Below are 22,709 nucleotides of genomic sequence, written 5' to 3' on the forward strand. Positions count from 1 at the left end.
ATCGCGCACTACCTCTTGTTGCAAAGGAGAACACTGATGACAAATCCGTTGCTTGCTGAATGGGATACGCCTTTCGGGTTGCCGCCGTTCGATGCGATTTCTGATGATGATTTTGCGCCGGCTGTCGATGCCGCACTTGCGATATCGCGCGCGAATATTGCCGCGATTGCGGAAAACCCCGATGCCCCTGATTTTGCCAATACAATTGAGGCCTTGGAGCGTGCCGATGACACGCTGGGGCGTGTGTTGGGGGCATTTTATAGTCTGGCAGGGGCCGATAGTAACCCCAAGCGCGAGGCGCTACAGCGCGATTTTGCCCCGCTTTTGAGTGCTTATGGCTCTGAGGTGTCTGAAAACAAGGCGCTGTTTGCGCGGGTCGAGGCAGTTTGGGAAAACCGGGAAGCGCTTGATCTGACGCCTGAGCAAGAACGTGTGTTGATGTTAACACGGCGCGGGTTTGTGCGTTCGGGTGCGCAGCTTGAAGGGAAGTCTGCCGAGGCCCTGCGTGACGTGAAATCGCGCCTGTCGGTGTTGGGGACGTCTTTTACCCAGAACCTGCTGGCGGATGAGCGTGCATGGTTCATGAAACTGGGTGCAGATGATCTGGACGGGTTGCCGGATTTTGTGATCGCGACAGCGAAAGCGGCGGGGGAAGAGAAGGACGCGGGCGGGCCTGTTGTCACGTTGTCGCGATCCTTGATTGTGCCGTTCCTGCAGTTTTCCGAGCGGCGGGATTTGCGCCAGAAAGCCTATGAGGCATGGGGCGCGCGGGGTGCGAATGGTGGTGAGACCGACAACCGCGCGCTTGCGGCGGAAACGCTGAAACTGCGCGAAGAGCGGGCCAAGTTGTTGGGCTATGATACCTTCGCTGATTTCAAGCTGGAAACCGAGATGGCGGGCACGCCCGCGGCGGTCCGCGATCTGTTGATTCAGGTCTGGGAACCCGCCAAGGCGGCCGCCGAGGCCGATGCGGCGGTGTTGGAGCGTATGCTGCATGCAGACGGGTTTGACGGGCCGTTGGAGCCTTGGGACTGGCGGTTCTATGCGGAAAAGCGCCGCAAGGAATTGCATGATCTCGATGAGGCGGAACTGAAGCCTTACCTGCAATTGGACCGGATGATTGAAGCGGCATTTGCCTGTGCGAACCGTTTGTTCGGGTTGGAATTCGCGCCGATTGAGGGGCCGGTTTACCACCCTGATGTGCGGTTGTGGGACGTCACCCGCGATGGCGCGCATGTGGCGGTGTTCATCGGTGACTATTTTGCGCGTGGTTCCAAACGCTCGGGTGCATGGTGTTCTGCGATGCGCTCGCAGCAGCGGCTGAGCGGGGATATTCGCCCGCATGTGGTGAATGTCTGCAATTTCGCCAAACCGGAGGCGGGCAAGCCTGCGCTCTTGTCCTACGATGACGCGCGTACCCTGTTCCATGAATTCGGCCACGCGCTGCATCAGATGCTGTCGGATGTGACCTATGAAAGCATCTCGGGCACGTCTGTGGCGCGGGACTTTGTGGAACTGCCAAGCCAGCTTTACGAGCATTGGCTGGAGGTGCCGGAGGTGCTGGCCGAATTTGCAACCCATGCCGATACGGGCAAACCGATGCCAGAGGATTTGCTGAACCGGATGTTGGGTGCTGCGACCTATGACATGGGGTTCCAGACGGTTGAATACGTGGCCTCTGCGCTGGTTGATCTGGGCTTTCATGACGGACCGGCCCCTGCCGATCCGATGCAGCGGCAGGCCGAGATTCTGGAAGAAATCGGGATGCCGCGCGCCATTCGCATGCGCCACGCGACGCCGCATTTTGCCCATGTCTTTGCCGGTGACGGCTATTCCAGCGGTTACTACAGCTACATGTGGTCCGAGGTGATGGATGCGGATGCTTTCGCTGCATTCGAAGAGGCAGGCGATCCCTTCGATCCCGCCACGGCCAAACGGTTGGAAGAAACCGTGCTGTCTTCGGGCGGGTCGGTAGATGCGGCGGATCTTTACACCGCATTCCGTGGCCGCTTGCCGGGGGTTGAGGCGCTGCTGAAAGGCCGGGGTCTGGATAAAGCCGCCTAGGGGCGGTCGTCGTCGGGGTGTTTGGTCACCCCGACAGGGTCTTTGTGGATCAGAACATCGGCGCGGGGGTAGGCTGCGATAATCGCGCGGCGCAGGCTCGCGCCGATGCGATGCGCCTCGTGCAGGGTCTGGTTGCCATCAAGTTCGATGTGCAGGTTCACAAAAACGCGGCTGCCTGCGACGCGTGTTTTCAGGTCATGGTAGCCGTGGATGCCGTCGAAGTTCTCGGCGATTGCAGCGATGCCTGCGATCATCTCGGGGTCGGCCTGGCGGTCCATCAGCGCGTCCCATGCCGCTTTGCCGATACGGACGGCGCCAAAGCCAAGGAAGGCAGCGGCAGCGAGCGCGACCACGCTGTCAATCTGGTGCAAGCCAAAGGCGGCGGAGGCCCAGAGTGCGATAATTGCGCCGATATTCGGGATCAGGTCGCCGATGTAATGCAGGCTGTCTGCCTTAACGACCTTGTTGTCGGTCTTGGCCGCGACATGGCGTTGCCACAGCACCAGGGCCAGTGTCAGACAGATAGAGAAGATAATGATCGCAATGCCTTGGCCTTCGCGTTCGGGCAGGACGACGGTGTCGTCCAAAAGGCGGAAAATCGCGGCAAATGCGATGACACCTGCGGAAATCATGATGAAGGTGGATTGTGCGAGCGCCGCCAGATCCTCGGCCGAGGTGTGGCCGAAATTGTGGTCATCATCGGCGGGTTTGGCCGCATAGGCGATGGCGATCAGACCACCCAGTGACATCATCAGGTCAAGCGCACTATCGGCCAAGGTGGCGGCTACGGCGAGCGATCCGGTTTGCGACAACGCCCAGAGCTTGGCCAGCACGAGGATCAGTGCGACCGAGACGGAGAGTACTCCGGCGGAAAGGTTGAGGCGTGTCTCGTTCATAGTATCCCAGCTAGCGGGGCTGCGGGGGTAATGCTAGCCTCAATAGGTCAGATCAGTCACGGATTTCCGCGTCGGCAACACCCCAGATGGCCGACTTTGGTGCCCAGCCTTTGTAGCCACCTGCGGTCAATTCGCACCAGTCGGGGTTGCAGTCGCCAAGGCGTGCCACGACACCTGCTTCCAAGATTGCGTTCTCGGTGGCGTTCGGTTCGGGGCGGCTGCGCAGGATCAGGTCGTCTGTCTCGACAATGACTGTGCGGGCACCAGAAAGCATGCGGTAATGCACCCAGCCGCCTTGGCCGTCGCGGTCAATGACCCGCCGCCAGTGGCCGTATTCCGCAATGATCTGAAGCGGCATGTCGCGGCGCTGAAAGACCCAATCAATGCGGTGTGACAGGGACGGGCCGCGGCGGACGTTGGCCTCTCCGGCGCGCAGCGACACGTAGCGGGGCAAAGGCAGGTTCGTTTCGGGGCCGATTGCGGGGCCTGCGTCATTTTGCTGGGCGACGCCTGCGCTCATACAGATCACGATCGCGAATGCCGCGATCCAAAACACGCGAAACCAATGCGCTATTGCACCCATTGTTTGCCCTTACTACTCATTTTGCGGCGCGCGGTTCTTGTGCTGCGCGTCCCTTTGGCGCAACCTGCCATGACAAGTTGAATTTGAAAAGCTATGGAGTGCAACAGATGCCAGGTAAGCAAATGAGTGTTGTCGTGACGCGACGGTTGCCTGAGGTTGTCGAGACCCGACTGAAAGAGCTTTTCGACGTTGAATTGCGTGATGACGACACACCGATGAGGACCGAGCAACTGGCCGATGCGATGGGCCGCGCGGATGTTCTGGTGTGTACGATCACCGACAAGATTGATGCGAAACTTTTGGGCCGCGCGGGCGATCAGCTGAAACTGATTGCGAATTTCGGAGCCGGTGTGGACCATATTGATGTGGCCACGGCCCGCCAGCGGGGCATTCATGTCTCGAACACGCCCGGTGTGGTCACCGAAGATACCGCCGATATTGTGATCGCGCTGATTTTGGCTGTCACCCGCCGCATGGCCGAGGGGATACGTGTCGCGCAGTCCGATAGCTGGGGTGGGTGGGCGCCTACGGCAATGCTGGGCGGACGTATCAAGGGGCGCCGCTTGGGCATTCTGGGGATGGGCCGGATCGGGCAGGCCGTGGCGCGCCGTGCGAAAGCCTTCGGGATGCAGGTCCATTATCATAACCGCAGGCGTCTGCGCCCCGAGATCGAGGAAGAGTTGGACGCGACCTATTGGGAAAGCCTTGATCAGATGGTGGCCCGTGTGGACATCCTGTCGATCAACTGCCCGCATACGCCTTCGACATTCCACCTGATGAATGCGCGGCGGTTGAAGCTGATGAAGCCCACAGCGGTGATTGTGAACACATCCCGTGGCGAAGTGATTGATGAAAACGCGCTGACGCGGATGCTGCGGGCGGGGGAAATTGCGGGCGCGGGGCTGGATGTGTTCGAGCGGGGGCATGAAATCAATCCGCGCCTGCGTGAACTCTCCAACGCGATCCTTTTGCCGCATATGGGATCGGCCACACTCGAGGGCCGGATCGAGATGGGCGAGAAGGTGATTGTGAACATCAAGACCTTTGCAGATGGCCACAGGCCGCCTGATCTCGTCGTGCCTTCAATGCTTTGATCCGGGCTTTGATTTGGGCTGTGTCGCTTTCGCACCGAAACGCGTCGGCTGGTTCTATCGCTTTGTGACGGTTTCGCGCAAATTGGCGTCAAAGATGCCTAGGGAGTCGTCATCATGAAAACCCAAGTAAAAGCTCTGGTCGTCGGCGGCGGCGCGGTTGGCACGTCCATTGCATATCACCTTGCGAAAGCCGGCTGGGATGATGTGATGCTCTTGGAGCGGGACGAGTTGACCTCGGGCTCGACTTGGCATGCCGCAGGGCTGTTGCCGCTGTTCAACATGTCGTTTGCGACAACACATATCCATAAATACTCGGTCGATTTTTATAAGTCGCTTGAGGCGGAAACGGGCCTGAACGCTGGTTTTGCTGTCGTGGGCAACTTGCGGATGGCCCAGACGCAAGAGCGTATGGATGAGTATATGCTCTATGCATCGACCGCCGAAACCTGTGATGTACCCTACGTCTGGATGACGCCTGACGAGATCAAGGCGAAGTGGCCCTTGATCCGGACCGAGGATTTGAAGGGTGCGCTTTATCATCACACGGACGGCTATATTAACCCCGCCGATGTGACCCAAGCGATGGCCAAGGGTGCACGCCAGCGCGGTGTTGCGATCGAACGGAAATGGCAGGCGGATGCGTTTCACTGGAACGGTGATGCGTGGGAAGTCACCTGCACCAAGATGGTCGAAAAGGGCGGCAACCTTGTCCCCTCGGACGAGCAGATCGTGATCACGGCAGAGCATGTTGTAACAGCATCCGGCAACCATGCGCAGACTACCGCCAAGAAGCTGGGCATCAAGATCCCTGCGATCCCTGTGGAACATCAGTTTATCGTCATGGACCAAGACCCCGCATTGGTTGAATTCCGCGCGCAAGGCAATGTCGAACATCCCGTCATTCGCGATGCTGATGCGCAGTCTTATGTGCGCGAGGAACGCGGTGGCTGGATTTTGGGTGTCTATGAAAAGGACGCCCCGGCGGTCTTTGAATACGGGGTGCCCGAGAGTTTCCGCGCCGACCTGTTCCCGCTCGATCTGGAGCGGATCGAGGACCAGTATATGGCGATGATCCACCGCATTCCGTCTTGTGAAGAAAGCGGTCTGAAGGACGATTTCAACGGCCCGATTTGTTATACACCCGATGGCAACCCGCTGGTTGGTCCTGCGCCGGGGCTGCGCAACATGTGGTTGGCGGAAGGGTTTTCCTTCGGGATCACCGCGGCGGGTGGTACAGGCTATTACCTTGCCCAGATGATGGTCGAGGGCGAGGCCGAGATCGACATGGCCTCGCTTGATCCCAAGCGCTACGGCAGTTGGATGACCACGGAATGGGCCGCGCGCAAGAACGAAGAGGCCTATGAGCACGTCTATATCCTGCACCACCCCGATGAAGAGCGCCCTGCCTGTCGTCCGCTGCGCACATCGCCCGCCTATGACCGTCAGGCCGCACGCGGCGCGCAATTCGGCTTTGTGAACGGCTGGGAGCGTCCGAATTATTATGCGCCCTTGGGGTTCAATGATCACGACAGCCGCTCGTTCCGGCGAGGTGGCTGGTGGGAATATGCCGTGCAGGAGGCCCGCGCGATCCGCGAGGGTGTTGGCCTGATCGACGCGACGGCCTTTACCAAGCACATCGTCAAAGGGCCCGGTGCCACGGCGTTTCTGGACTGGTTCACCACCAACAAGCTGCCTCGTGTGGGGCGGATCAACCTGACCTATGCGCTGACCGATCACGGCACGACGCGCACAGAATATACCATCGTCCGGCTGAAAGAGGATGAATATTACCTTGTTTCGGCAGGTGCCTGGACAGACTATGACGCGGATTTTCTGAACAAGGCGGTTGCGGATAAGGAACCGGAGTTTGGCCGCATTGACGTACAGAACGTGACCACCCAATGGGGTGTGTTCGCGATTGCAGGGCCGAAATCGCGTGATGTCCTGAACGCGGTGATCAAGGATGCTGACCCTGCGACAGCGCTGTCTAACAAGCGCTTTCCTTGGCTTTCGGCCCAACAGATCGAACTGGGCATGTGTCCGGTGAATGCGATCCGTGTGGCCTATACCGGCGAGCTGGGATGGGAGCTGCATCACCCGATCGAGATGCAGAATTACCTGTTTGACCTGCTGGAAAAAGCAGGCGAGCCGCATGGCATGAAGCTGGTTGGCGCACGCGCGCAGAACTGGTTGCGGCAGGAGAAATCCTATCGCGCTTTCGGGACCGAGCTGGGCCGTGATGCGACCCCACTGGAGGCCGATCTGCCCCGCTTTGTGGATATGTCCAAGGACTTCAACGGGAAGGCCGCGATGGAAGCGAAAGGTATCCGTTCCAAATGCGTCACCTTGCTGATTGATGGGCCAGAGGATGCGGATCCTTGGGGCCGTGAGGCGCTTTATGCGCCAGATGGCACCCGTGTGGGGCGTTTGACGTCGGGCGGATATTCGGTGGCATTCGCGAAGTCGATTGGCATGGGGTATGTACGGCCGGAGCTTGCGATTGTTGGCACAAAACTGCAGGTCAAGATGCTTGACCAGCTTTGGGATGCCGAGGTTGTGGAAGACAGCCCCTATGATCCAAAGAATGCGACGATCCGTGTGGATGGGTAAAGGTAAGGTGGGTTGAAACCCACCTTACGCAAAGCGCTGTGGCGAGAGTGCTGCAACGGTGTCTTTGGGGAGTTCCGAAGGCGCACCGGCGATCAGATCATACAGCAACTGTGAGGCGGCGGGGGCGGATTGCATGCCATAGCCGCCTTGGCCTGCACACCAGATAAAGCTGGGGTCGCCACTGTCGCGCCCGAGCACCAGCGTCCGGTCACGCGAGAATGTCCGCAGGCCAGCCCATGAGCTGAGCAAACGTGTGACCGGTTCGGTCACATTGGCCTCATAGCGGGCAACGCCTTCGGCCAGCACCATGTCATCGGCATAAGCGTCATGCGGGGTGACAGGGTCTTCCTCGGCGGGTGACACGATCAGCGCACCTGCATCGGGTTTCGCGTACCAGTTTTCGCCCGGTCCGAAGATCATGGGCCAGCCGCTGACGTCATGGCCGCCGGGCGCGGGGATCCGCGCCATCGAGCGGCGCAGCGGGGTAAAGCCCAAGGGTGTGATCCCTGCCATCACAGCGATTTCATCAACCCATGCGCCCGCAGCATTCACCAGATGGCGCGCCTCGAAAGTTTCGGTTCCCGCATCCACGGTCCAACCTGTGGCGTTGCGGCTGATGCTTGCGACGCGCGCTTTCGTGCTGATGGTCGCGCCGTTCTTCCGCGCCATCCGCGCAAAGGTCTGCACCAGTTTGTCCGTGTCGATATCAGACGCCGCCGTATCATAGGCCGCGCGATCAACGACTCTGTCATCGAGGATCGGGATCATGGCTTTGGCCTCTGCGACGGTGATGCTGTCAAGATGCATGGCCTTTTGATCAGCAGCGAAGGCTGCGGCAGTATCCGCATCGCCGATCAGCATCAAGCCGCGGGGGCTGAGTACATCGGCAGCTTTGTGAAAGGCATGGCTGGCCTTGTTGAGTGCGACTGTTGAGGGCTTACCATAGTTCTGTTCAAACAGCGCCGCAGACCGGCCGGAGGCGTGATAGGCAAGGGCGTCTTCACCTTCAAGGAGCGTCACGCTGCCCAGTTCCGAAAGGCGGGCGGCGGCGGAAACACCAGCAATGCCGCCGCCAATGACCAGAAAATCAATCATGCTTCTTCAAGCCTGTCTGTTGCGGGTGGGGGAGTGATGCTGAGTGCGGTGATCCTGTCATAGAGTTCAGGTGTCATCGTAAATTTCTCAGCCAGCAGAGAGGGGCGGAGCTGTTCTTCGGAGCGGGCCGAAATGATGGGGAGCGGTTTGACCGCGTGGTTGGCAGCCCATGCCACGGCCAGCGTCGCTGGATCGACGCCAAGCTCTGCGCCAAGGGCCGTCAGTTGTTTTGCCGTTTCATGCATCCAGTCCTGCGCATAACGCGCCTGATACCGCGTATCGGTCGTCAGGCGACCGGTGCCACCCCTCGCATATTTGCCCGTCAGCAACCCACCCCCCAAGGGCGAATAAGGGACGACTGTAATGCTCTGATCGGCGGCCATGGGGAAGATCTCGACCTCGCTCTGGCGTTTGACCAAGCTATACATCGGCTGGATGACGTCGATTTGCGTCCCCAGTGATTTTGCAACGCTTTGGGCCTTCATCACCTGCCACGCGGCGTAGTTCGATACGCCGATGTGGCGGATCAGGCCTTGTGTTTGCAGTTCCGCCAAAGTGCTGAATGTTTCCTCAAGCGGTGTGTCATCGTCGAAACGGTGCATGTAGAGCAGATCGACAGCATCTTCCTGTAACTGTTGACGGCACCTGTCGAAATGTTTCGTGATGTTGGCCTGCGAGGCACCGCCCACATAGCCGACTTTGGTGGCGAGATAGAGAGAGTCGCGGTCCGCCTTGATCATCGCGCCAAGCAATGTCTCGGACGCGCCATCCGTATACATCACAGCCGTATCAAAGTGATTGATGCCACCCGCGCGGGCAGCGTCAAACATGGCTTGACTGGCCGCTGCGTCGGCGGTGCCGCCGAATTGCATCGTGCCAAAGGTGAGCCGGGAAAGCGGGGCGCCAGCGCGCGTGGTCAGGGTATTCATGGGCAAAGACTGGCATGCATTTGTCACGATGAAAAGACAGCGCGCGTTCGGGTGCTGACGTTTGCGTGCATTGACAGGCGGGGTTATGAAATGGCTACTACGGCGAAGATGGAAATGATCCTTGAGAAACCGATGCTAAAGCAGTTTGCAGCCGCCGATATGCAACCGATAGGGCCTGCGCGATGACTGCGCGGCCTGTCGCAAAGCGCGGTCAGGTGATCGGTCTGCTGGGCGGGTCCTTTGATCCGCCGCATGCGGGCCATGTCCATATCTCCAAAGCCGCGTTGAAACGGTTCGGACTGGACCGGCTGTGGTGGCTGGTGTCGCCGGGCAATCCTCTGAAAGAGAACGGGCCGGCACCTTTGGCCGACAGGATGCAGGCCGCGCGCGCGATGATGGACCATCCGCGCGTCACAGTCACCGATATCGAAGCGCAATTGGGAACGCGGTACACCGCGCAGACGCTGATGGCCTTGCGCCGCCGCTACCCCGGTGTGCGGTTCGTGTGGATTATGGGTGCTGACAATCTGGCGCAGTTCCATCGCTGGCAAGACTGGCGCTGGATCATGGAGACCGTTCCCATTGGCGTCTTGGCGCGTCCGGGGGACAGGATTGCGGCACGCATGTCGAAAGCGGCAAAGGTCTATGCACGGGCGCGTATCCCGGGACGGGCGGCGCATACGCTTCGCAGGGCAGATGCGCCGGCATGGGCCTTTGTCAATTTGCCGATGTCAGACCAGTCCTCAACCGCGATCCGCCAGCGGGGGGAATGGTGATGCGCCTGACCCGTCGCGCAATGCTGTCGGGTGCGGTTTCAGCGCTTGCCACGACTGCCTATGCCGAAGCGCCTTTAACGTCCCTGCGCCCGATTGCGCGCGTGCCTGCCCGCGATGCCATAGCCAAGATGGTGTCATCGCGCGCCACTTCGGGTGAAGTGGGCGTTGTGGTGGCGGATATGCAAAGCGGCGAGATCCTTGAGGATATTGACGGGGCGGTCGCGCAGCCACCTGCAAGCGTGACCAAGGCATTTACCGCCCTTTATGCGCTCGAGGCGCTGGGCGCGCAGCATACCTTTGATACACGTATATTTGCTGATGGTCCTATAATTGATGGAATTTTAGATGGTAATTTGATTTTGGCCGGTGGTGGTGATCCCAACCTTGTGACGGATCAAATCGCTGAACTTGCCAAAAGACTGAAGGACACCGGCCTGCGCGAGGTGCGGGGGGACTTTCTGGTTTGGGACAATGCACTGATCAATCTCGACGAGATTGATGACAGTCAGATGGATCATCTGGGATACAACCCCACGATCACCGGGCTGAACCTGAATTTCAATCGTGTGCATTTCGAATGGAAACAAGACGGGGCGGATTATGTCACGACGATGGATGCCCGCAGCGAGAATTATCGCCCCGAAGTGACCACGGCGCGGATTGCGGTCGTCGATCGTGCCGTACCTGTCTTCACTTACCGGGATGGCGGAAATGTGGATCAATGGACTGTGGCGCGGGGTGCGCTCAATAAAGAGGGATCGAGGTGGTTGCCTGTCCGGCATCCCGCGCTCTATGCCGGCGAGGTTTTTGCCGTTTTTGCGCGCAGCCAGGGGATCGTTCTGAAAACGCCACGAGAGACAGCGGAACGCCCGGAGGGAGTGCCGCTTGTGCGTTATGCCAGCGCGCCGTTGAACGAGATGATGCAGGGCATGTTGCGGTTCTCGACGAATATCACGGCAGAGGCTGCGGGTTTGGCAGCGACCGCGACCCGCGTCGGCGTGCAACGTGGGCTGCGCACATCTGCGCTGAGTATGGCGCTATGGGCGGCGCGTCGGGCAGAGGGCATTGGACCGCAATTTGTGGATCATTCGGGTTTGGGCGATGCGGCGCGGGTGTCGCCCCGTGACATGGTGCGCCTGCTGATGGCGCAGGATGTGATGCCGACCTTGCAGCCGATTTTGCGCGATATCGCATTGGTGGGCGAGGATGTACAGGCGATCGACGATCCGCAAATCGCCATCAAAGCGAAGACCGGCACGCTCAACTTTGTGTCAACGCTCGCCGGATATGTGCGCACCAAAAGCGGGCGTGATCTGGCCTTTGCGATTTTTGCGTCCGATCTGGATGCGCGCGAGGCCGGCAAACGGCAAGGCGTGGAGTCCCCGCCCGGTGCGCGCGGCTGGAATACCCGGTCACGGCGTTTGCAACAGGATATTCTCAGGCATCTGGCGTTGAGGGTCTGATCAAAGCGTCATGTGTCGTGCGCGTGATCCGCGTTCGATCGCGGCGGCGTGCAGGCGATCAAGGTTCAGTTCTTCGCGAATCTCTTCCAGCATCCGGACCTCTGTGCCGACAATGCGCCCGTCCGCGGCAGCGACATCACAAGACAGCGCATAGGCGGTCTCATAAAGACGCTCGGGCAGTGCGTCGCGGATCAGGCCGAAAAGCGCCTCAAGTCCATCTTCCTGCTCAAGCAATGAGAACACCATTCGTGACATGCGCGGCAGGCGTTCGAGGTCATAGTCCGAGAAAACAGGCAAGTTGTTGATTGCGCTGTTTATTTTCACAAGCTCGGCAGTGCGGATATTCTCATCCGAAGCGGATACCGCGATCATCAGGGCGGCAAGTGCGTCTTGCGCGGTCATGGGGGCGTCTTCAAGCATGGGGAATTCCTTTACGTATGATGCCACATTTATTGACGCCTCGCCTGTCTCGCAATAGGGAGTGCGCGTTGCGGCGATCACAATGATTTGCCCCCAGAATGTGAGATGAGACATGAGCAGTATGCGTGAAGCAGCGATGACGTCGAAGGCCTGGCCCTTTGAAGAGGCGCGCGCATTGCTCAAACGGTATGAAAAAAAGCCGCCTGAAAAGGGGTATGTTCTCTTTGAAACAGGTTACGGCCCATCGGGTTTGCCGCATATCGGAACATTCGGTGAAGTTCTGCGCACGACCATGATCCGCCGCGCGTTCGAGGTGATTTCGGATATTCCCACCAAACTGATCTGTTTTTCCGACGATCTGGACGGAATGCGCAAAGTGCCGGGCAATGTGCCCCAGCAAGAGATGCTGGCCGAGCATATGCACAAGCCGCTCACATCGGTGCCTGATCCCTTTGGAACGCATGAGAGCTTTGGTCACCACAACAACGCGATGTTGCGGCGGTTCCTCGACACTTTCGGGTTCGAGTACGAGTTCTATTCTGCGCGCGAGTTTTATCAGTCGGGTCAGTTCGACGAAATCCTGCTGCGCGCCGCCGCCCGTTATGACGACATCATGGCAGTCATGCTGAAATCCCTGCGCGAAGAGCGTCAGGAGACCTACTCCATATTCCTGCCGATCCATCCCGAGACGGGGCGTGTGCTTTATGTGCCGATGAAGCATGTGGATGGCGAGAAGGGTGAGGTGACTTTCGACGACCCTGATGGGCGCGAATGGACCCTGCCTGTAACGGGTGGCAATGTGAAATTGCAGTGGAAACCGGATTTCGGTGCGCGCTGGGCTGCTTTGGACGTTGATTTCGAGATGTACGGCAAGGAACACGCCACAAATACCGCGATCTATGACCGGATTTGCGAGATTTTGGGCGGGCGTAAGCCGAACCACTTCTCTTATGAGCTGTTTCTGGATGAGAAGGGTCAGAAGATTTCCAAATCGTCCGGCAACGGCATCTCGATTGATGAATGGCTCACCTATGCTTCGACCGAGAGCCTCAGCTATTTCATGTACCTCAAGCCCAAAACGGCAAAGCGGATGCATTTCGATGTGATCCCGAAGGCAGTGGATGAGTATCACCAGCAGTTGCGCGCCTATGCCACGCAGGATGACGCAGGACGTGCAAACAACCCTGTGTTCCATATCCACGGTGGCGATGTGCCTGCCTCAGACATGGTGGTGCCGTTCGCGATGTTGTTGAACCTCGCCTCTGTGTCCGGTGCCGAAGATAAGGACACGCTTTGGGGCTTTATCCAGCGTTATGCGCCGGATGCGTCCGCCGAGAAGAACCCGCAGATGGATCAGGCTGCAGGGTTTGCCGTGCGCTATTACAACGACTTTGTGAAGCCGACGAAAGTGTTCCGTGCACCGACCGATCAAGAGCGCGCGGCGCTGACCGAACTGGCGGATCGCTTGAAGGCGTGGGATGGCGGTCTGGATGCAGAGGAGCTTCAAACGATGGTCTTTGCAGTGGGTAAAGAGCACGGGTTCGAGCCGCTGCGCGACTGGTTCACAGCCCTTTACGAAGTGCTTTTGGGCGCCTCGCAGGGTCCGCGGTTTGGCGGCTTTATTGCGCTTTACGGTGTGGATGAAACCATCGCGCTGATCGAGCAGCAATTGGCGGCACAATAAGATTTTTGAAACTAATCCGCGCTTTCCTGCGTATCTTTTATAAATAGAGATCACAGGAGGGCGCGGATCATGCGCATATTGGCATTCGTTTTCGGCTTCTGGATGGTGGCCACTGCGGCTTTTGCGCAGGACAGCGACGCGATTGAAACAGTGATCGGCAATCAGCTCGAGGCCTTCAACGACCGCGATATTTCCGAGGCGTGGCAATACGCCAGCCCCAATATCAAGCGCCTTTTCGGCGATCCGGGCAATTTTGGCATGATGGTCCAGCAGGGTTATCCCATGGTGTGGGACAATGCTGATGTGCGGTTCTTGGAACTGCGCGATCTGGGTGGCATGATCTGGCAGAAGGTGATGGTGCGCGATGCGCAGGGCGGTTTGCATATTCTGGATTATCAGATGATCGAGACACCACAGGGTTGGCAAATCAACGGTGTGCGCTTATTGCCCGCACCCGATGTCGGTGCCTAGCTGCGTTGCGCAGCCCTGCGTGACGGTGCCATCAGCCGCTGTTTAAATCTTGACGTTACCCCTTGCACAGGTGGCCCGGTTTGCGCCGGGCCTTTTGTTTTCCAAGCTTCAGGGGCCATTTTATGAACAAAGCTATCACCGACGGGATCGTTTTCGATCCATTGCCGTTTTCTGCAGGTCTGGCGCTCTGGTCGAGCACGGACGGCACGCCAGGGTCGGACTCATACGCCGCGAGTGGCTCCGGTGTGTTCGTTGCCGCGGATCAGGATTTCGCAGGATGTCTGGAACTGTTGAAAATCGACCCGACACAGCGGGTGCGGTACAAAGGTGAAACACCGATCATTCCGGGGTGTTATTTGCAGATCACTGCGCGGGTCAAGGCGGTTGCGGGCGCTTTGCCTGCGGTGCGGATTGCCGGTTGGCCTGGCGAGGGCGGCGGTGTGGAGCTTGCAGGTGTCACGACCTTCGGCGCCGCGCGGCAGCTGACAAGCTATGGTCAGGTGGTTGAGGTTTCAGCCATCGTTGCCACGGCGGATCGTGGCGGTGTCGATCTGGTGTGGACCGGTGCCGAATATGGCCATTTCGGCATTGACCTGACAGGGCCGACAGGCGGCGTTGTGCGGCTTGATGATATTACGATCACCGATGTGACAGCTGCCTTTACGCGCGATCTGGTGAGTATGGTGGATGTGCGCGACTACGGTGCGAAAGGTGACGGCGTGACCGACGATAGTGCCGCGTTCAACGCTGCCGATGCCGCAGCGAACGGCCGCACCGTCATGGTGCCTGCCGGCAATTACCTTTTGGAAAACAACGTCACAATCGAAAGCCGTATCCAGTTCGAGGGGCGGATTGTCCAAGCGCCCGAACACCGGTTTATTTTGCAGAAGGATTATAATTACGACACTTATTTCAAGGCGTTTCAGGACGAAGAACTGGCGTTCAAAAAGGCCTATCAAGCCCTGATCAATTTTGCCGATCACGATTCGCTTGATTTGTGCGGGCGCCGCGTCTTGCTGACCGAGCCAGTGGATATGCAGGCCGCAGACCCGTCACGCACCCGCTTTGAAACCCGCCGTGTGATCCGCAATGGCCAGTTCCAGCCCGCTGATGGTGCGGCATGGGATACGGTCGAAGTGACGTCGCAAGCGACCTATTCTGCCAGCGATGACAAGCGTCTGACCAATGTGGTCAATATCACAAGCATCCCGGTGGGGTCTTTGGTGCAGGGCAATGGTGTCGGTCGTGAGATCTATGTGACTGCGGTTAATGAAGCGGCACAGACACTCGAACTCAGCCTCCCGCTCTTTGATGCGGAAGGCACGCAGGTTTTCACCTTTTCGCGCTTTCAGTACATGCTCGATTTTTCAGGCTACGAGAAATTCAGCCAGTTCATCCTTGACGATATCGAATTTCAGGGACGGGGTATCGCAAGCGGGATCATGTTGGCGCCTGACGGGTTTACGTTCCATGTGCGTGACTGCTTTATCAACCGGCCCAAAGACCGTGGCCTTACGTCACCGGGCCGTGGGTGTCAGGGCATGATGATTGACCGTTGCCAGCTGATTTCGGAAGAGCAGTCTGTGCCGGTGGCGAGCCGCGTGAGCATCGGCTTTAACGCCAACGCCAATGACGTCAAGATCCGCGACAACCGCACCAGCAAGTTCAAGCATTTCTGCGTTTTGGCCGGCTCTGGTAACCTGATTACAGGCAACCACTGGTTCCACGGGGATGATGAGGTCAATGGCGTGCGGATGGGCGGGATCGTCCTGACCCTGCCAAACCCCAAGAGCATTTTCACCGGCAACTACTGCGACAACAACTTTATCGAATGGACGAACGAGCATGATGCGACACCGGCCTTTGGCGCGCAGTTTTCCTTTGGCGGCCTGACGATCACAGGCAATATGTTCACAACAAATGATGTGGCGGACTGGTTCAATTTCATCGTGATCAAACCCTATGGACCCGGCCATTTCATCAATGGCTTTGCCGTTATCGGCAATGTGTTCCGGTCGCTCAACGGGCGCATTGACCGGGTCGAGCATGTGGATACGACCTTTGCCGATCTGGATTACAGCCGGACCCGCAGCTTTGTCTTTACTGGAAACACATTCCACAATGTGAACGAGCCCGTGTCCAATCCGGCGGTCCTGACCCATACGCAGGCAACCGAGGCCACGACCTGGGTGATGGAAACGGCCACGGCCTTGCCCTTTGCGGGGCGCGCGCTGACGGTTGAGAGCGTGATGCCGGATGGGGCAATCACAAATACTGGCGACACGCGTGTGCATGATCTGCCTTGGGCTGAGGGTGAACAGGGTTCCAGCTTGCGCGATGTCCATCTGAATTGGAGCCAACCCGTGAAAGGGCAGGTGCGCTATTCAGTACGGATGGACCAGACGGACTAGGGTGGACAAGCGCAGCAAAAGGGGCTTCATCGGCATCCTTTTGCTGCGCCGCAGAATAATGCTGCGTTTGCGAAATAAATGGTGTATACTGTGTGTGAAATAGGGTTTTGCCAAAGAGGGAGCCATTATGACACCGGCAGTGACACTTTCAATGACAGCACAGGGGATGCAGATCGCCAGTGCAGTGATCGGTCAGCAAATGCGCCTGACGGATACCATGATTGACCAGATGGTGGTCGCGCAGCGCGCACTGATGAGTGGCAGCATGCTCTACGCGCCTGCCAAGCCTGCCGCCAAGGCAAAGGCCGCGCCAGCCAAGCCGAAAGTCGCCAAGAAAGCGAAGGTCACTGTCAAGAAGGCGGCCCCGAAGAAAGTGGCAGCAAAGAAGGCTACACCGAAAAAAATCGTCGCGTCCGTGGCGGCACCAAAAGCTGACGTGAAACCTGCGCCAGTTGCGAAAGTCGCGGTCGCGGCGCCGGTCAAATCCGCGCCCAAGCCAGATGAGAAAGCTGTAGCCACGACCGCATCAGCGCCTGCAGTTGAAACGAAACCGGCCACGCCTCCTGCACCGGCAAAAGCTGAAAAGGCAAAGCCTGTGTCAAAGAAGGCCGCCCCAAAGGCCAAGGCCAAAGCAACCAAGCCCGCGGTCACTGCTGCACCTGCGGCGGTTACCGCAAAACCCGATGCGGCGACGCCAGCACCCATGCCTACAGCGACCAAGCGCGCCAAGGCGGTCACTGTCCCCGATGCGCCCTGGGATGGGAAAACCGACGTCAAGAAGTGATATATTTCTAGGCCCTAAATGATGAGAGAACAGCCCACCATGCAGTATCTGCATGGTGGGTTTGCATTTTTTGACCGTTGCCGTCCCGTCGTCATCACCCTACCTCTCGTTGCGGGAGGACAGACATATATTGACGAGGCGCAACATGGCTCTCCAACCCGACAACACACTGATTTCAAACCGCGAAATGCTGGCCGAACTGGTCATGAAACCACTTCGCACGATAGGCTCCATACTTGAGAGCATGGCTGTCAGCAATTCACGGACAAAGGCAATTCAGGCGATCTGGGACATTCCGGAAGAAGAACTGCGCGCCAAGGGTCTGACACGTGCTGATGTGGTCAGCATGACATTCCGCCACGACGCATAAGCGTTCTGCACTTTGGGCTGCCGCCACGCGCGGCGGCCCCGGTTGCGTGTGTCACTTTGCGTAGGACATCTGTTTGCGCAAGGCATCTGTAAAATTGTTGACTGATGTGACTTTGCGGTCCGTGCTGTTTTTACAAACCGTCCAGGTTGTCCCCGACGAGACTTGGATTCGATCACATTTTCGCCATGATGCACGGCGAGGAGGCCGTCGGGCGCGTGCCCGCGGTTGTTAAGAAGTGATCAGGGGGGACATGCCATGACCGATCAATCAGCCGGAATCTATCCACCATCATCCGCAATGGCGGCAGGGGCACATGCCGATAAGGCGACTTATGACGCGATGTACGCTGCGTCGATCAATGATCCTGAGGCGTTCTGGGGCGAGCATGGCAAGCGGATCGACTGGATCAAACCTTACACCCGCATCAAGAATACGAGCTTTGCCCCCGGTGCGGTTGATATCAAATGGTATGAAGACGGTACGCTGAACGTCAGTGCCAACTGCATCGACCGCCATCTTGCGACGCGCGGCGAGCAGACCGCAATCATCTGGGAGCCTGACAGCCCCGATGATGAGGCGCTGCACATTACCTACAACATGCTGCACGAGAAGACCTCGCGCATGGCGAATGTGCTGAAGGAAATGGGTGTCAGCAAGGGTGACCGCGTTGTCCTATATCTGCCAATGATCCCCGAGGCCGCCTATGCGATGCTGGCCTGTGCGCGGATCGGTGCGATTCATTCTATCGTGTTCGCAGGTTTCTCGGCCGAGGCGCTGGGCGCGCGTATTAACGCCTGCGACGCCAAGGTTGTGATTACCGCTGACGGGGCACCACGTGGTGGCCGCGTGACAAACCTCAAGGACAGCGTGAACCAGGCCCTGCTGAACGATTACAACGACGTGAAGTGTCTTGTGGTCAAACGGACCGGCCAGCAAATCGCATGGCGCGGTGATCTGGATTACTGGCTGCACGAAATGGAAGAAAAGGTCAGCGCTGATTGTCCGCCCGAGGAAATGAACGCCGAAGATCCGCTTTTCATTCTCTACACGTCCGGTTCCACCGGTCAGCCCAAAGGCGTCGTGCATTCCAGCGGTGGCTATCTGGTCTATGCGTCCATGACGCAGCAATACACGTTCGATTATCACGACGGTGATATCTTCTGGTGTACCGCTGATGTGGGCTGGGTGACGGGGCACAGCTATATCGTCTACGGACCTTTGGCGAATGGTGCGACAACGATCATGTTCGAAGGCGTGCCGACCTATCCTGATGCGGGCCGGTTCTGGGCCGTGTGCGAAAAGCACAAGGTCAACCAGTTCTACACCGCCCCGACCGCAATCCGCGCGTTGATGGCGCAGGGCAACAGCTTTGTCGAAAAATATGATCTGTCCGACATCAAGGTGCTGGGCACCGTGGGCGAGCCGATCAACCCCGAGGCGTGGAACTGGTACAATGATGTTGTCGGCAAGGGCAACGCGCCGATTGTTGACACGTGGTGGCAGACCGAAACCGGTGGTCACTTGTTAACACCGCTGCCGGGCGCGACAGCGACCAAACCGGGTTCTGCGACATTGCCTTTCTTCGGCATCCAGCCCGTTATTCTGGAACCAACCTCGGGCGAGGAGATCCACGAGACCGCCGCCGAAGGTGTGTTGTGCATCAAGGATAGCTGGCCTGCCCAGATGCGCACAGTCTGGGGCGATCATGCGCGTTTCGAGAAGACGTATTTCAGCGACTACAAGAACTACTACTTCACCGGTGACGGCTGTAAGCGCGATGAAGACGGATATTACTGGATCACAGGCCGCGTCGATGACGTGATCAACGTCTCGGGTCACCGGATGGGCACGGCCGAGGTGGAAAGTGCTTTGGTCGCCCACGCGAAAGTGGCCGAGGCTGCGGTTGTGGGTTATCCGCACGCGATCAAGGGCCAAGGCATCTACGCCTATGTCACGCTGATGAACGGCGAAGAACCATCAGATGAACTCCGCAAAGAACTGGAAGTCTGGGTCCGCACCGAAATCGGCCCTATTGCCAAGCCTGATCTGCTGCAATGGGCCCCCGGTTTGCCAAAAACACGCTCGGGCAAGATCATGCGCCGCATCCTGCGCAAGATCGCCGAGGATGATTTCGGGGCGCTGGGTGATACCTCCACACTCGCTGATCCGTCCGTCGTGGACGATCTGATCGAAAACAGGATGAACCGCGGATAAATCGCAGGTTTGTCAGGAAAAAAAGCCGCGCATCGCTGCGCGGCTTTTTTATGCCCGTCCGACAGCCATTTCACTTTGCGGGCTGACCGGATTGTCAGCTGTGTCTGGCACGCGGGACATGCCTTCGATAACGATCCTGGCATGGCCTAGCCTTGGATGAAGCTTGCTTGCCAATCCCCAGGCGAAGAACAATCCTGCGCCACCCGCCACAAAGACCCCCGAAATCGGGGCAACAAGCAGGACAAGCCAGGCAACGCCTGGGGTCACAATTCCGGACACGTCGCGAAAGCTGGAATAGACTGCCGACATCTCGGTACGTTCGGATGGCTTGACTGCAAGCAGGAACGGCAGGCCCGCAGAAACATCCAAGAGTATCAGAAAGAACGATCCCGCCATCAGGCAAACGACTGCAAATAGCGGGATGCCATGGGGCAGCCCTGCCATCACGAACAAGAGCGCAGACATCGCAAAACCCGTCCTCACAGCCGTTCGGACCGATTTGCTTTTCATAAAGCGCAGCATCAGGGGGGCAAGAAAAAGCGCCGCATTCGAAATGGAAAGGGCTACGCCGCCCAACTGTTCGCTCAACCCGTTCTGGACGGCATAAATCGGCAGGTATACAACGTAGACCCACCAACCGCAGGACCGGATGACCGCAAAAAGCCAGCCGGTAATCAAGCGTGGTTGCGCAAAAAAGCGGTTAAAGAACGCAAACGGATTGGCCGGAGGGCGCGTGCGCTTTGTGATGAGTTTTCCGTTTCCAAGGCGCATGGCGAGGAACGTCAACAGCATCACGATTGCGGCCACAGCAGCAATGCCAAAGGGTGCGAATGCCCACCACTTGTAGAGATATACGCCAAACGCTGGGCCAACTGTCCAACCCAATCCGCTATAGAGAAGACGTGATGTCTCGAGCTGGCCAAGTTCCACTTTGGCCACATAATCCAAGACATAGGCATTGAAGCAGACAAACGTCGTTACGGTCGCAACCGTCGTTAACGCGAGGCCGGCAATCACGGTATGCGGGGACTGAAACGTTGCCAGCAGAGCGCCTGCGGAAAACATCAAGGTCCCGATGGTATAGATCCAACGTCTGGGAATGAAATTTATGAGATATGGGATCAACAATCCCACAATGAGAGACACCAACCCGATTGCAAAATAGACCTCCGAGACGACCGCAGCATCCTGAAGGGCACCATACATCACCAGCGGGAAAACCGAGATCAAGATACCTCTGGCAATAGCTTCTGTACCTGCCAGAACGGCAAATCCGCGCACGCTGGGTGCCGGGGCATGGCGTAGCCACTCTGGAATGCGACGTTCGTGCATAGTTATTGCTCAAGCGATGTTGACGCCAGTGTGCACAGGCTCTCTTGGCGTGCATTGCCAATTACGACCCGTTGTCGCTTTCGGAGATTGCCACCGCTGCAGAGACCGGCAGCACCGCGGTCAGAATGGATTGCCTGTCTGCTTCTTTTGTAAACCTGCGTTATGCCTTTCCATCCCCGAACCACATGTTCAACTGTTCGCTTTTCAGCAGCTTTACTTCGCGCAAGATGTTCCGCTATCTCAACAAGAGCGGCCACGTCTTGGGTTCATGTGTCATTGTTCTGTTATAAAGATTGACCAGTGATAGGAGCAAAAGAGGAATCCTTATGAAGCAGTGCCCAGACGTCTATTCCGCGGAACCGATCCCGAAGGCTGCATTTGATGAGGTGCAGCGCCTGCTCAATTCTGGTGACCTGTTCCGCTATACCGCCCCGGAAAATGCACCTGTTTCCCTGCTGGAGCAGGAATTCGCGACGATGATGGGGACGAAATACGCGTTGGCTGTCTCGAGCTGTTCGGCGGCACTGTTTCTGTCGCTTAAGGCGCTTGACCTGCCAAAGGGTGCGCGGGTCCTGATCCCCGCCTTTACCTTTGCTGCGGTGCCGTCTGCTGTGGTTCACGCGGATTGCGTGCCTGTACTTGTTGAATGCGGTGCGGATTACCGGATCGACCTTGCCGATTTTGAAGCGAAACTCGAAGCGGTGGATGCCGTCATCATCTCGCATATGCGGGGCCATACTTCGGACATGGACGCCATCATGGCACTTTGTGCAGCCCGCGCTGTGCCTGTCATCGAAGACGCCGCCCATTCGCTCGGGACCACCTGGAAGGGCCGCAAAATCGGCACCATTGGCAGGATCGGCTGTTTCAGTTTTCAAAGCTACAAGATGGTGAATGCGGGTGAAGGCGGGATACTGGTCACCGATGATGCAGACAGCGTTGCGCGCGCCATTATCATGTCGGGGGCATATGAGCACACATGGATGAAACATGTGGTGCCCCATGACATTATGCAGAAATGGCAGAACAAGCTGCCGCTTTACAATCTGCGCCTGTCCAACCTGTCTGCCGCGATCATTCGCCCGCAACTGGAAGAACTGCCACGTCGCGTCCGTGACGGGCTGCGCAATCATGACCATGTGGCGGCGCGTCTGAACGACTGCCCTTGGTTCGACGTGCCTGCGCCGCTGGAAGGAGAGCGCCGTGCGCCAGACTCGATCCAGTTCAACCTTGCCCAGATGGCCGAGGCAGACTGCGCAGCCTTCGCTGCGGCATGTGCGGCCAATGGGCTGAAAGTCCAGATTTTCGGTCAGTCAGCCGATAACGCCCGCGCTTTCTGGAACTGGGAGTTTCTTGATCACACGGGTGATCTTCCGCAGACCCGGGCCATGCTGATGCGGGCCTGCGACGTGCGTTTGCCCGCGCGGCTGACATTGAAGGAATGTGACATCATTGCTGACGTCCTGCTTTCTGCGGTGCGTGACGTGATGGATAAGGCTGCGGCCTGACCGCA

Annotated in this window: 18 protein-coding genes; 12 read left to right on the plus strand and 6 right to left on the minus strand. The window is 58.1% G+C overall.

Features of this window, described 5'->3' with window-relative positions:
* Positions 1-36: 36 nt before the first annotated feature.
* Entirely contained in the window at positions 37-2,064 is a 2,028-nt protein-coding gene (locus tag SJY29_RS01515) for a M3 family metallopeptidase (RefSeq protein ID WP_400085982.1), read from the plus strand.
* Here the strand turns inward: SJY29_RS01515 and SJY29_RS01520 are convergent.
* A complete protein-coding gene (locus SJY29_RS01520; protein WP_400085984.1) occupies positions 2,061-2,960 on the minus strand; it encodes a cation diffusion facilitator family transporter in 900 nt (299 codons plus the stop codon). The two genes, SJY29_RS01515 and SJY29_RS01520, sit on opposite strands and share 4 nt — an antisense overlap.
* Positions 2,961-3,012: 52 nt before the next feature.
* The gene (locus tag SJY29_RS01525) at positions 3,013-3,543 is read right to left on the minus strand and encodes an SH3 domain-containing protein (protein WP_400085987.1); all 531 of its coding nucleotides are present in this window, start codon (positions 3,541-3,543) and stop codon (positions 3,013-3,015) included.
* Between the two features lie 107 nt (positions 3,544-3,650).
* On the opposite strand from SJY29_RS01525, the gene SJY29_RS01530 reads away from it, so the two are divergent.
* Positions 3,651-4,637 carry a 2-hydroxyacid dehydrogenase gene (locus SJY29_RS01530; RefSeq protein WP_400085990.1) on the plus strand — a complete coding sequence of 329 codons (987 nt, stop codon included), beginning with the start codon at positions 3,651-3,653 and terminating at the stop codon, positions 4,635-4,637.
* Between the two features lie 114 nt (positions 4,638-4,751).
* Positions 4,752-7,247 (plus strand): FAD-dependent oxidoreductase, encoded by a 2,496-nt coding sequence (locus tag SJY29_RS01535; protein WP_400085991.1) that lies wholly within the window; start codon positions 4,752-4,754, stop codon positions 7,245-7,247.
* A gap of 24 nt (positions 7,248-7,271) precedes the next feature.
* Here SJY29_RS01535 and SJY29_RS01540 read toward each other — a convergent pair whose 3' ends face one another.
* The gene (locus SJY29_RS01540) at positions 7,272-8,342 is read right to left on the minus strand and encodes an NAD(P)/FAD-dependent oxidoreductase (RefSeq protein WP_400085994.1); all 1,071 of its coding nucleotides are present in this window, start codon (positions 8,340-8,342) and stop codon (positions 7,272-7,274) included.
* Complete coding sequence (locus SJY29_RS01545; protein WP_400085997.1) at positions 8,339-9,271, minus strand: aldo/keto reductase; 933 nt, start codon at positions 9,269-9,271, stop codon at positions 8,339-8,341. Before SJY29_RS01545 ends, SJY29_RS01540 begins: the two co-directional genes overlap by 4 nt.
* Positions 9,272-9,453: 182 nt before the next feature.
* Here SJY29_RS01545 and SJY29_RS01550 point away from each other — a divergent pair, with 182 nt between their 5' ends.
* The gene (locus tag SJY29_RS01550) at positions 9,454-10,047 is read left to right on the plus strand and encodes a nicotinate-nucleotide adenylyltransferase (RefSeq protein ID WP_110279740.1); all 594 of its coding nucleotides are present in this window, start codon (positions 9,454-9,456) and stop codon (positions 10,045-10,047) included.
* Positions 10,047-11,510, plus strand: coding sequence for a D-alanyl-D-alanine carboxypeptidase/D-alanyl-D-alanine-endopeptidase (gene dacB / locus SJY29_RS01555; protein WP_400086000.1), 1,464 nt, complete (start codon positions 10,047-10,049; stop codon positions 11,508-11,510). The genes SJY29_RS01550 and dacB overlap by 1 nt, the downstream gene beginning before the upstream one ends.
* Here dacB and SJY29_RS01560 read toward each other — a convergent pair whose 3' ends face one another.
* A complete protein-coding gene (locus SJY29_RS01560; RefSeq protein ID WP_110279742.1) occupies positions 11,511-11,930 on the minus strand; it encodes a tellurite resistance TerB family protein in 420 nt (139 codons plus the stop codon).
* Between the two features lie 112 nt (positions 11,931-12,042).
* Between SJY29_RS01560 and SJY29_RS01565 the strand changes: the two genes are divergently transcribed.
* From SJY29_RS01565 to acs, 6 genes are all read left to right on the plus strand, one after another.
* Positions 12,043-13,614: a lysine--tRNA ligase gene (locus tag SJY29_RS01565; RefSeq protein ID WP_400086002.1), complete on the plus strand. Its 1,572-nt coding sequence runs from the start codon at positions 12,043-12,045 to the stop codon at positions 13,612-13,614.
* Between the two features lie 69 nt (positions 13,615-13,683).
* Positions 13,684-14,085 carry a DUF4864 domain-containing protein gene (locus SJY29_RS01570; protein WP_400086005.1) on the plus strand — a complete coding sequence of 134 codons (402 nt, stop codon included), beginning with the start codon at positions 13,684-13,686 and terminating at the stop codon, positions 14,083-14,085.
* A gap of 122 nt (positions 14,086-14,207) precedes the next feature.
* On the plus strand, positions 14,208-16,496 hold the full coding sequence (locus SJY29_RS01575; RefSeq protein ID WP_400086007.1) for a glycosyl hydrolase family 28-related protein: 2,289 nt from the start codon (positions 14,208-14,210) through the stop codon (positions 16,494-16,496).
* Between the two features lie 127 nt (positions 16,497-16,623).
* On the plus strand, positions 16,624-17,280 hold the full coding sequence (locus tag SJY29_RS01580; protein ID WP_400086010.1) for a hypothetical protein: 657 nt from the start codon (positions 16,624-16,626) through the stop codon (positions 17,278-17,280).
* Between the two features lie 145 nt (positions 17,281-17,425).
* Positions 17,426-17,650 carry a DUF1127 domain-containing protein gene (locus SJY29_RS01585; protein ID WP_110279746.1) on the plus strand — a complete coding sequence of 75 codons (225 nt, stop codon included), beginning with the start codon at positions 17,426-17,428 and terminating at the stop codon, positions 17,648-17,650.
* Between the two features lie 255 nt (positions 17,651-17,905).
* Positions 17,906-19,864: an acetate--CoA ligase gene (acs, locus tag SJY29_RS01590; protein ID WP_400086013.1), complete on the plus strand. Its 1,959-nt coding sequence runs from the start codon at positions 17,906-17,908 to the stop codon at positions 19,862-19,864.
* Positions 19,865-19,912: 48 nt separating this feature from the next.
* On the opposite strand, the gene SJY29_RS01595 is transcribed toward acs, so the two are convergent.
* The gene (locus SJY29_RS01595; RefSeq protein WP_400086016.1) at positions 19,913-21,196 is read right to left on the minus strand and encodes an MFS transporter; all 1,284 of its coding nucleotides are present in this window, start codon (positions 21,194-21,196) and stop codon (positions 19,913-19,915) included.
* A gap of 326 nt (positions 21,197-21,522) precedes the next feature.
* Here SJY29_RS01595 and SJY29_RS01600 point away from each other — a divergent pair, with 326 nt between their 5' ends.
* Entirely contained in the window at positions 21,523-22,704 is a 1,182-nt protein-coding gene (locus tag SJY29_RS01600; RefSeq protein ID WP_400086018.1) for a DegT/DnrJ/EryC1/StrS family aminotransferase, read from the plus strand.
* Positions 22,705-22,709 lie beyond the last annotated feature (5 nt).

The sequence above is a fragment of the Yoonia sp. R78084 genome (assembly GCF_044595625.1).
In the GTDB taxonomy this organism is placed as follows: Bacteria; Pseudomonadota; Alphaproteobacteria; order Rhodobacterales; family Rhodobacteraceae; genus Yoonia.

Excerpts from the sequence above, each read along its gene's own strand:
- SJY29_RS01535 (WP_400085991.1), top strand. The coding sequence starts at position 4,752 with ATGAAAACCCAAGTAAAAGCTCTGGTCGTCGGCGGCGGCGCGGTTGGC.
- SJY29_RS01595 (WP_400086016.1), bottom strand. The coding sequence starts at position 21,196 with ATGCACGAACGTCGCATTCCAGAGTGGCTACGCCATGCCCCGGCACCC.
- SJY29_RS01550 (WP_110279740.1), top strand. The coding sequence starts at position 9,454 with ATGACTGCGCGGCCTGTCGCAAAGCGCGGTCAGGTGATCGGTCTGCTG.
- SJY29_RS01545 (WP_400085997.1), bottom strand. The coding sequence starts at position 9,271 with ATGAATACCCTGACCACGCGCGCTGGCGCCCCGCTTTCCCGGCTCACC.
- SJY29_RS01575 (WP_400086007.1), top strand. The coding sequence starts at position 14,208 with ATGAACAAAGCTATCACCGACGGGATCGTTTTCGATCCATTGCCGTTT.
- SJY29_RS01600 (WP_400086018.1), top strand. The coding sequence starts at position 21,523 with ATGAAGCAGTGCCCAGACGTCTATTCCGCGGAACCGATCCCGAAGGCT.
- SJY29_RS01540 (WP_400085994.1), bottom strand. The coding sequence starts at position 8,342 with ATGATTGATTTTCTGGTCATTGGCGGCGGCATTGCTGGTGTTTCCGCC.
- SJY29_RS01565 (WP_400086002.1), top strand. The coding sequence starts at position 12,043 with ATGAGCAGTATGCGTGAAGCAGCGATGACGTCGAAGGCCTGGCCCTTT.
- SJY29_RS01580 (WP_400086010.1), top strand. The coding sequence starts at position 16,624 with ATGACACCGGCAGTGACACTTTCAATGACAGCACAGGGGATGCAGATC.
- SJY29_RS01570 (WP_400086005.1), top strand. The coding sequence starts at position 13,684 with ATGCGCATATTGGCATTCGTTTTCGGCTTCTGGATGGTGGCCACTGCG.
- SJY29_RS01515 (WP_400085982.1), top strand. The coding sequence starts at position 37 with ATGACAAATCCGTTGCTTGCTGAATGGGATACGCCTTTCGGGTTGCCG.
- SJY29_RS01525 (WP_400085987.1), bottom strand. The coding sequence starts at position 3,543 with ATGGGTGCAATAGCGCATTGGTTTCGCGTGTTTTGGATCGCGGCATTC.
- SJY29_RS01530 (WP_400085990.1), top strand. The coding sequence starts at position 3,651 with ATGCCAGGTAAGCAAATGAGTGTTGTCGTGACGCGACGGTTGCCTGAG.
- SJY29_RS01560 (WP_110279742.1), bottom strand. The coding sequence starts at position 11,930 with ATGCTTGAAGACGCCCCCATGACCGCGCAAGACGCACTTGCCGCCCTG.
- acs (WP_400086013.1), top strand. The coding sequence starts at position 17,906 with ATGACCGATCAATCAGCCGGAATCTATCCACCATCATCCGCAATGGCG.
- SJY29_RS01520 (WP_400085984.1), bottom strand. The coding sequence starts at position 2,960 with ATGAACGAGACACGCCTCAACCTTTCCGCCGGAGTACTCTCCGTCTCG.
- SJY29_RS01585 (WP_110279746.1), top strand. The coding sequence starts at position 17,426 with ATGGCTCTCCAACCCGACAACACACTGATTTCAAACCGCGAAATGCTG.
- dacB (WP_400086000.1), top strand. The coding sequence starts at position 10,047 with ATGCGCCTGACCCGTCGCGCAATGCTGTCGGGTGCGGTTTCAGCGCTT.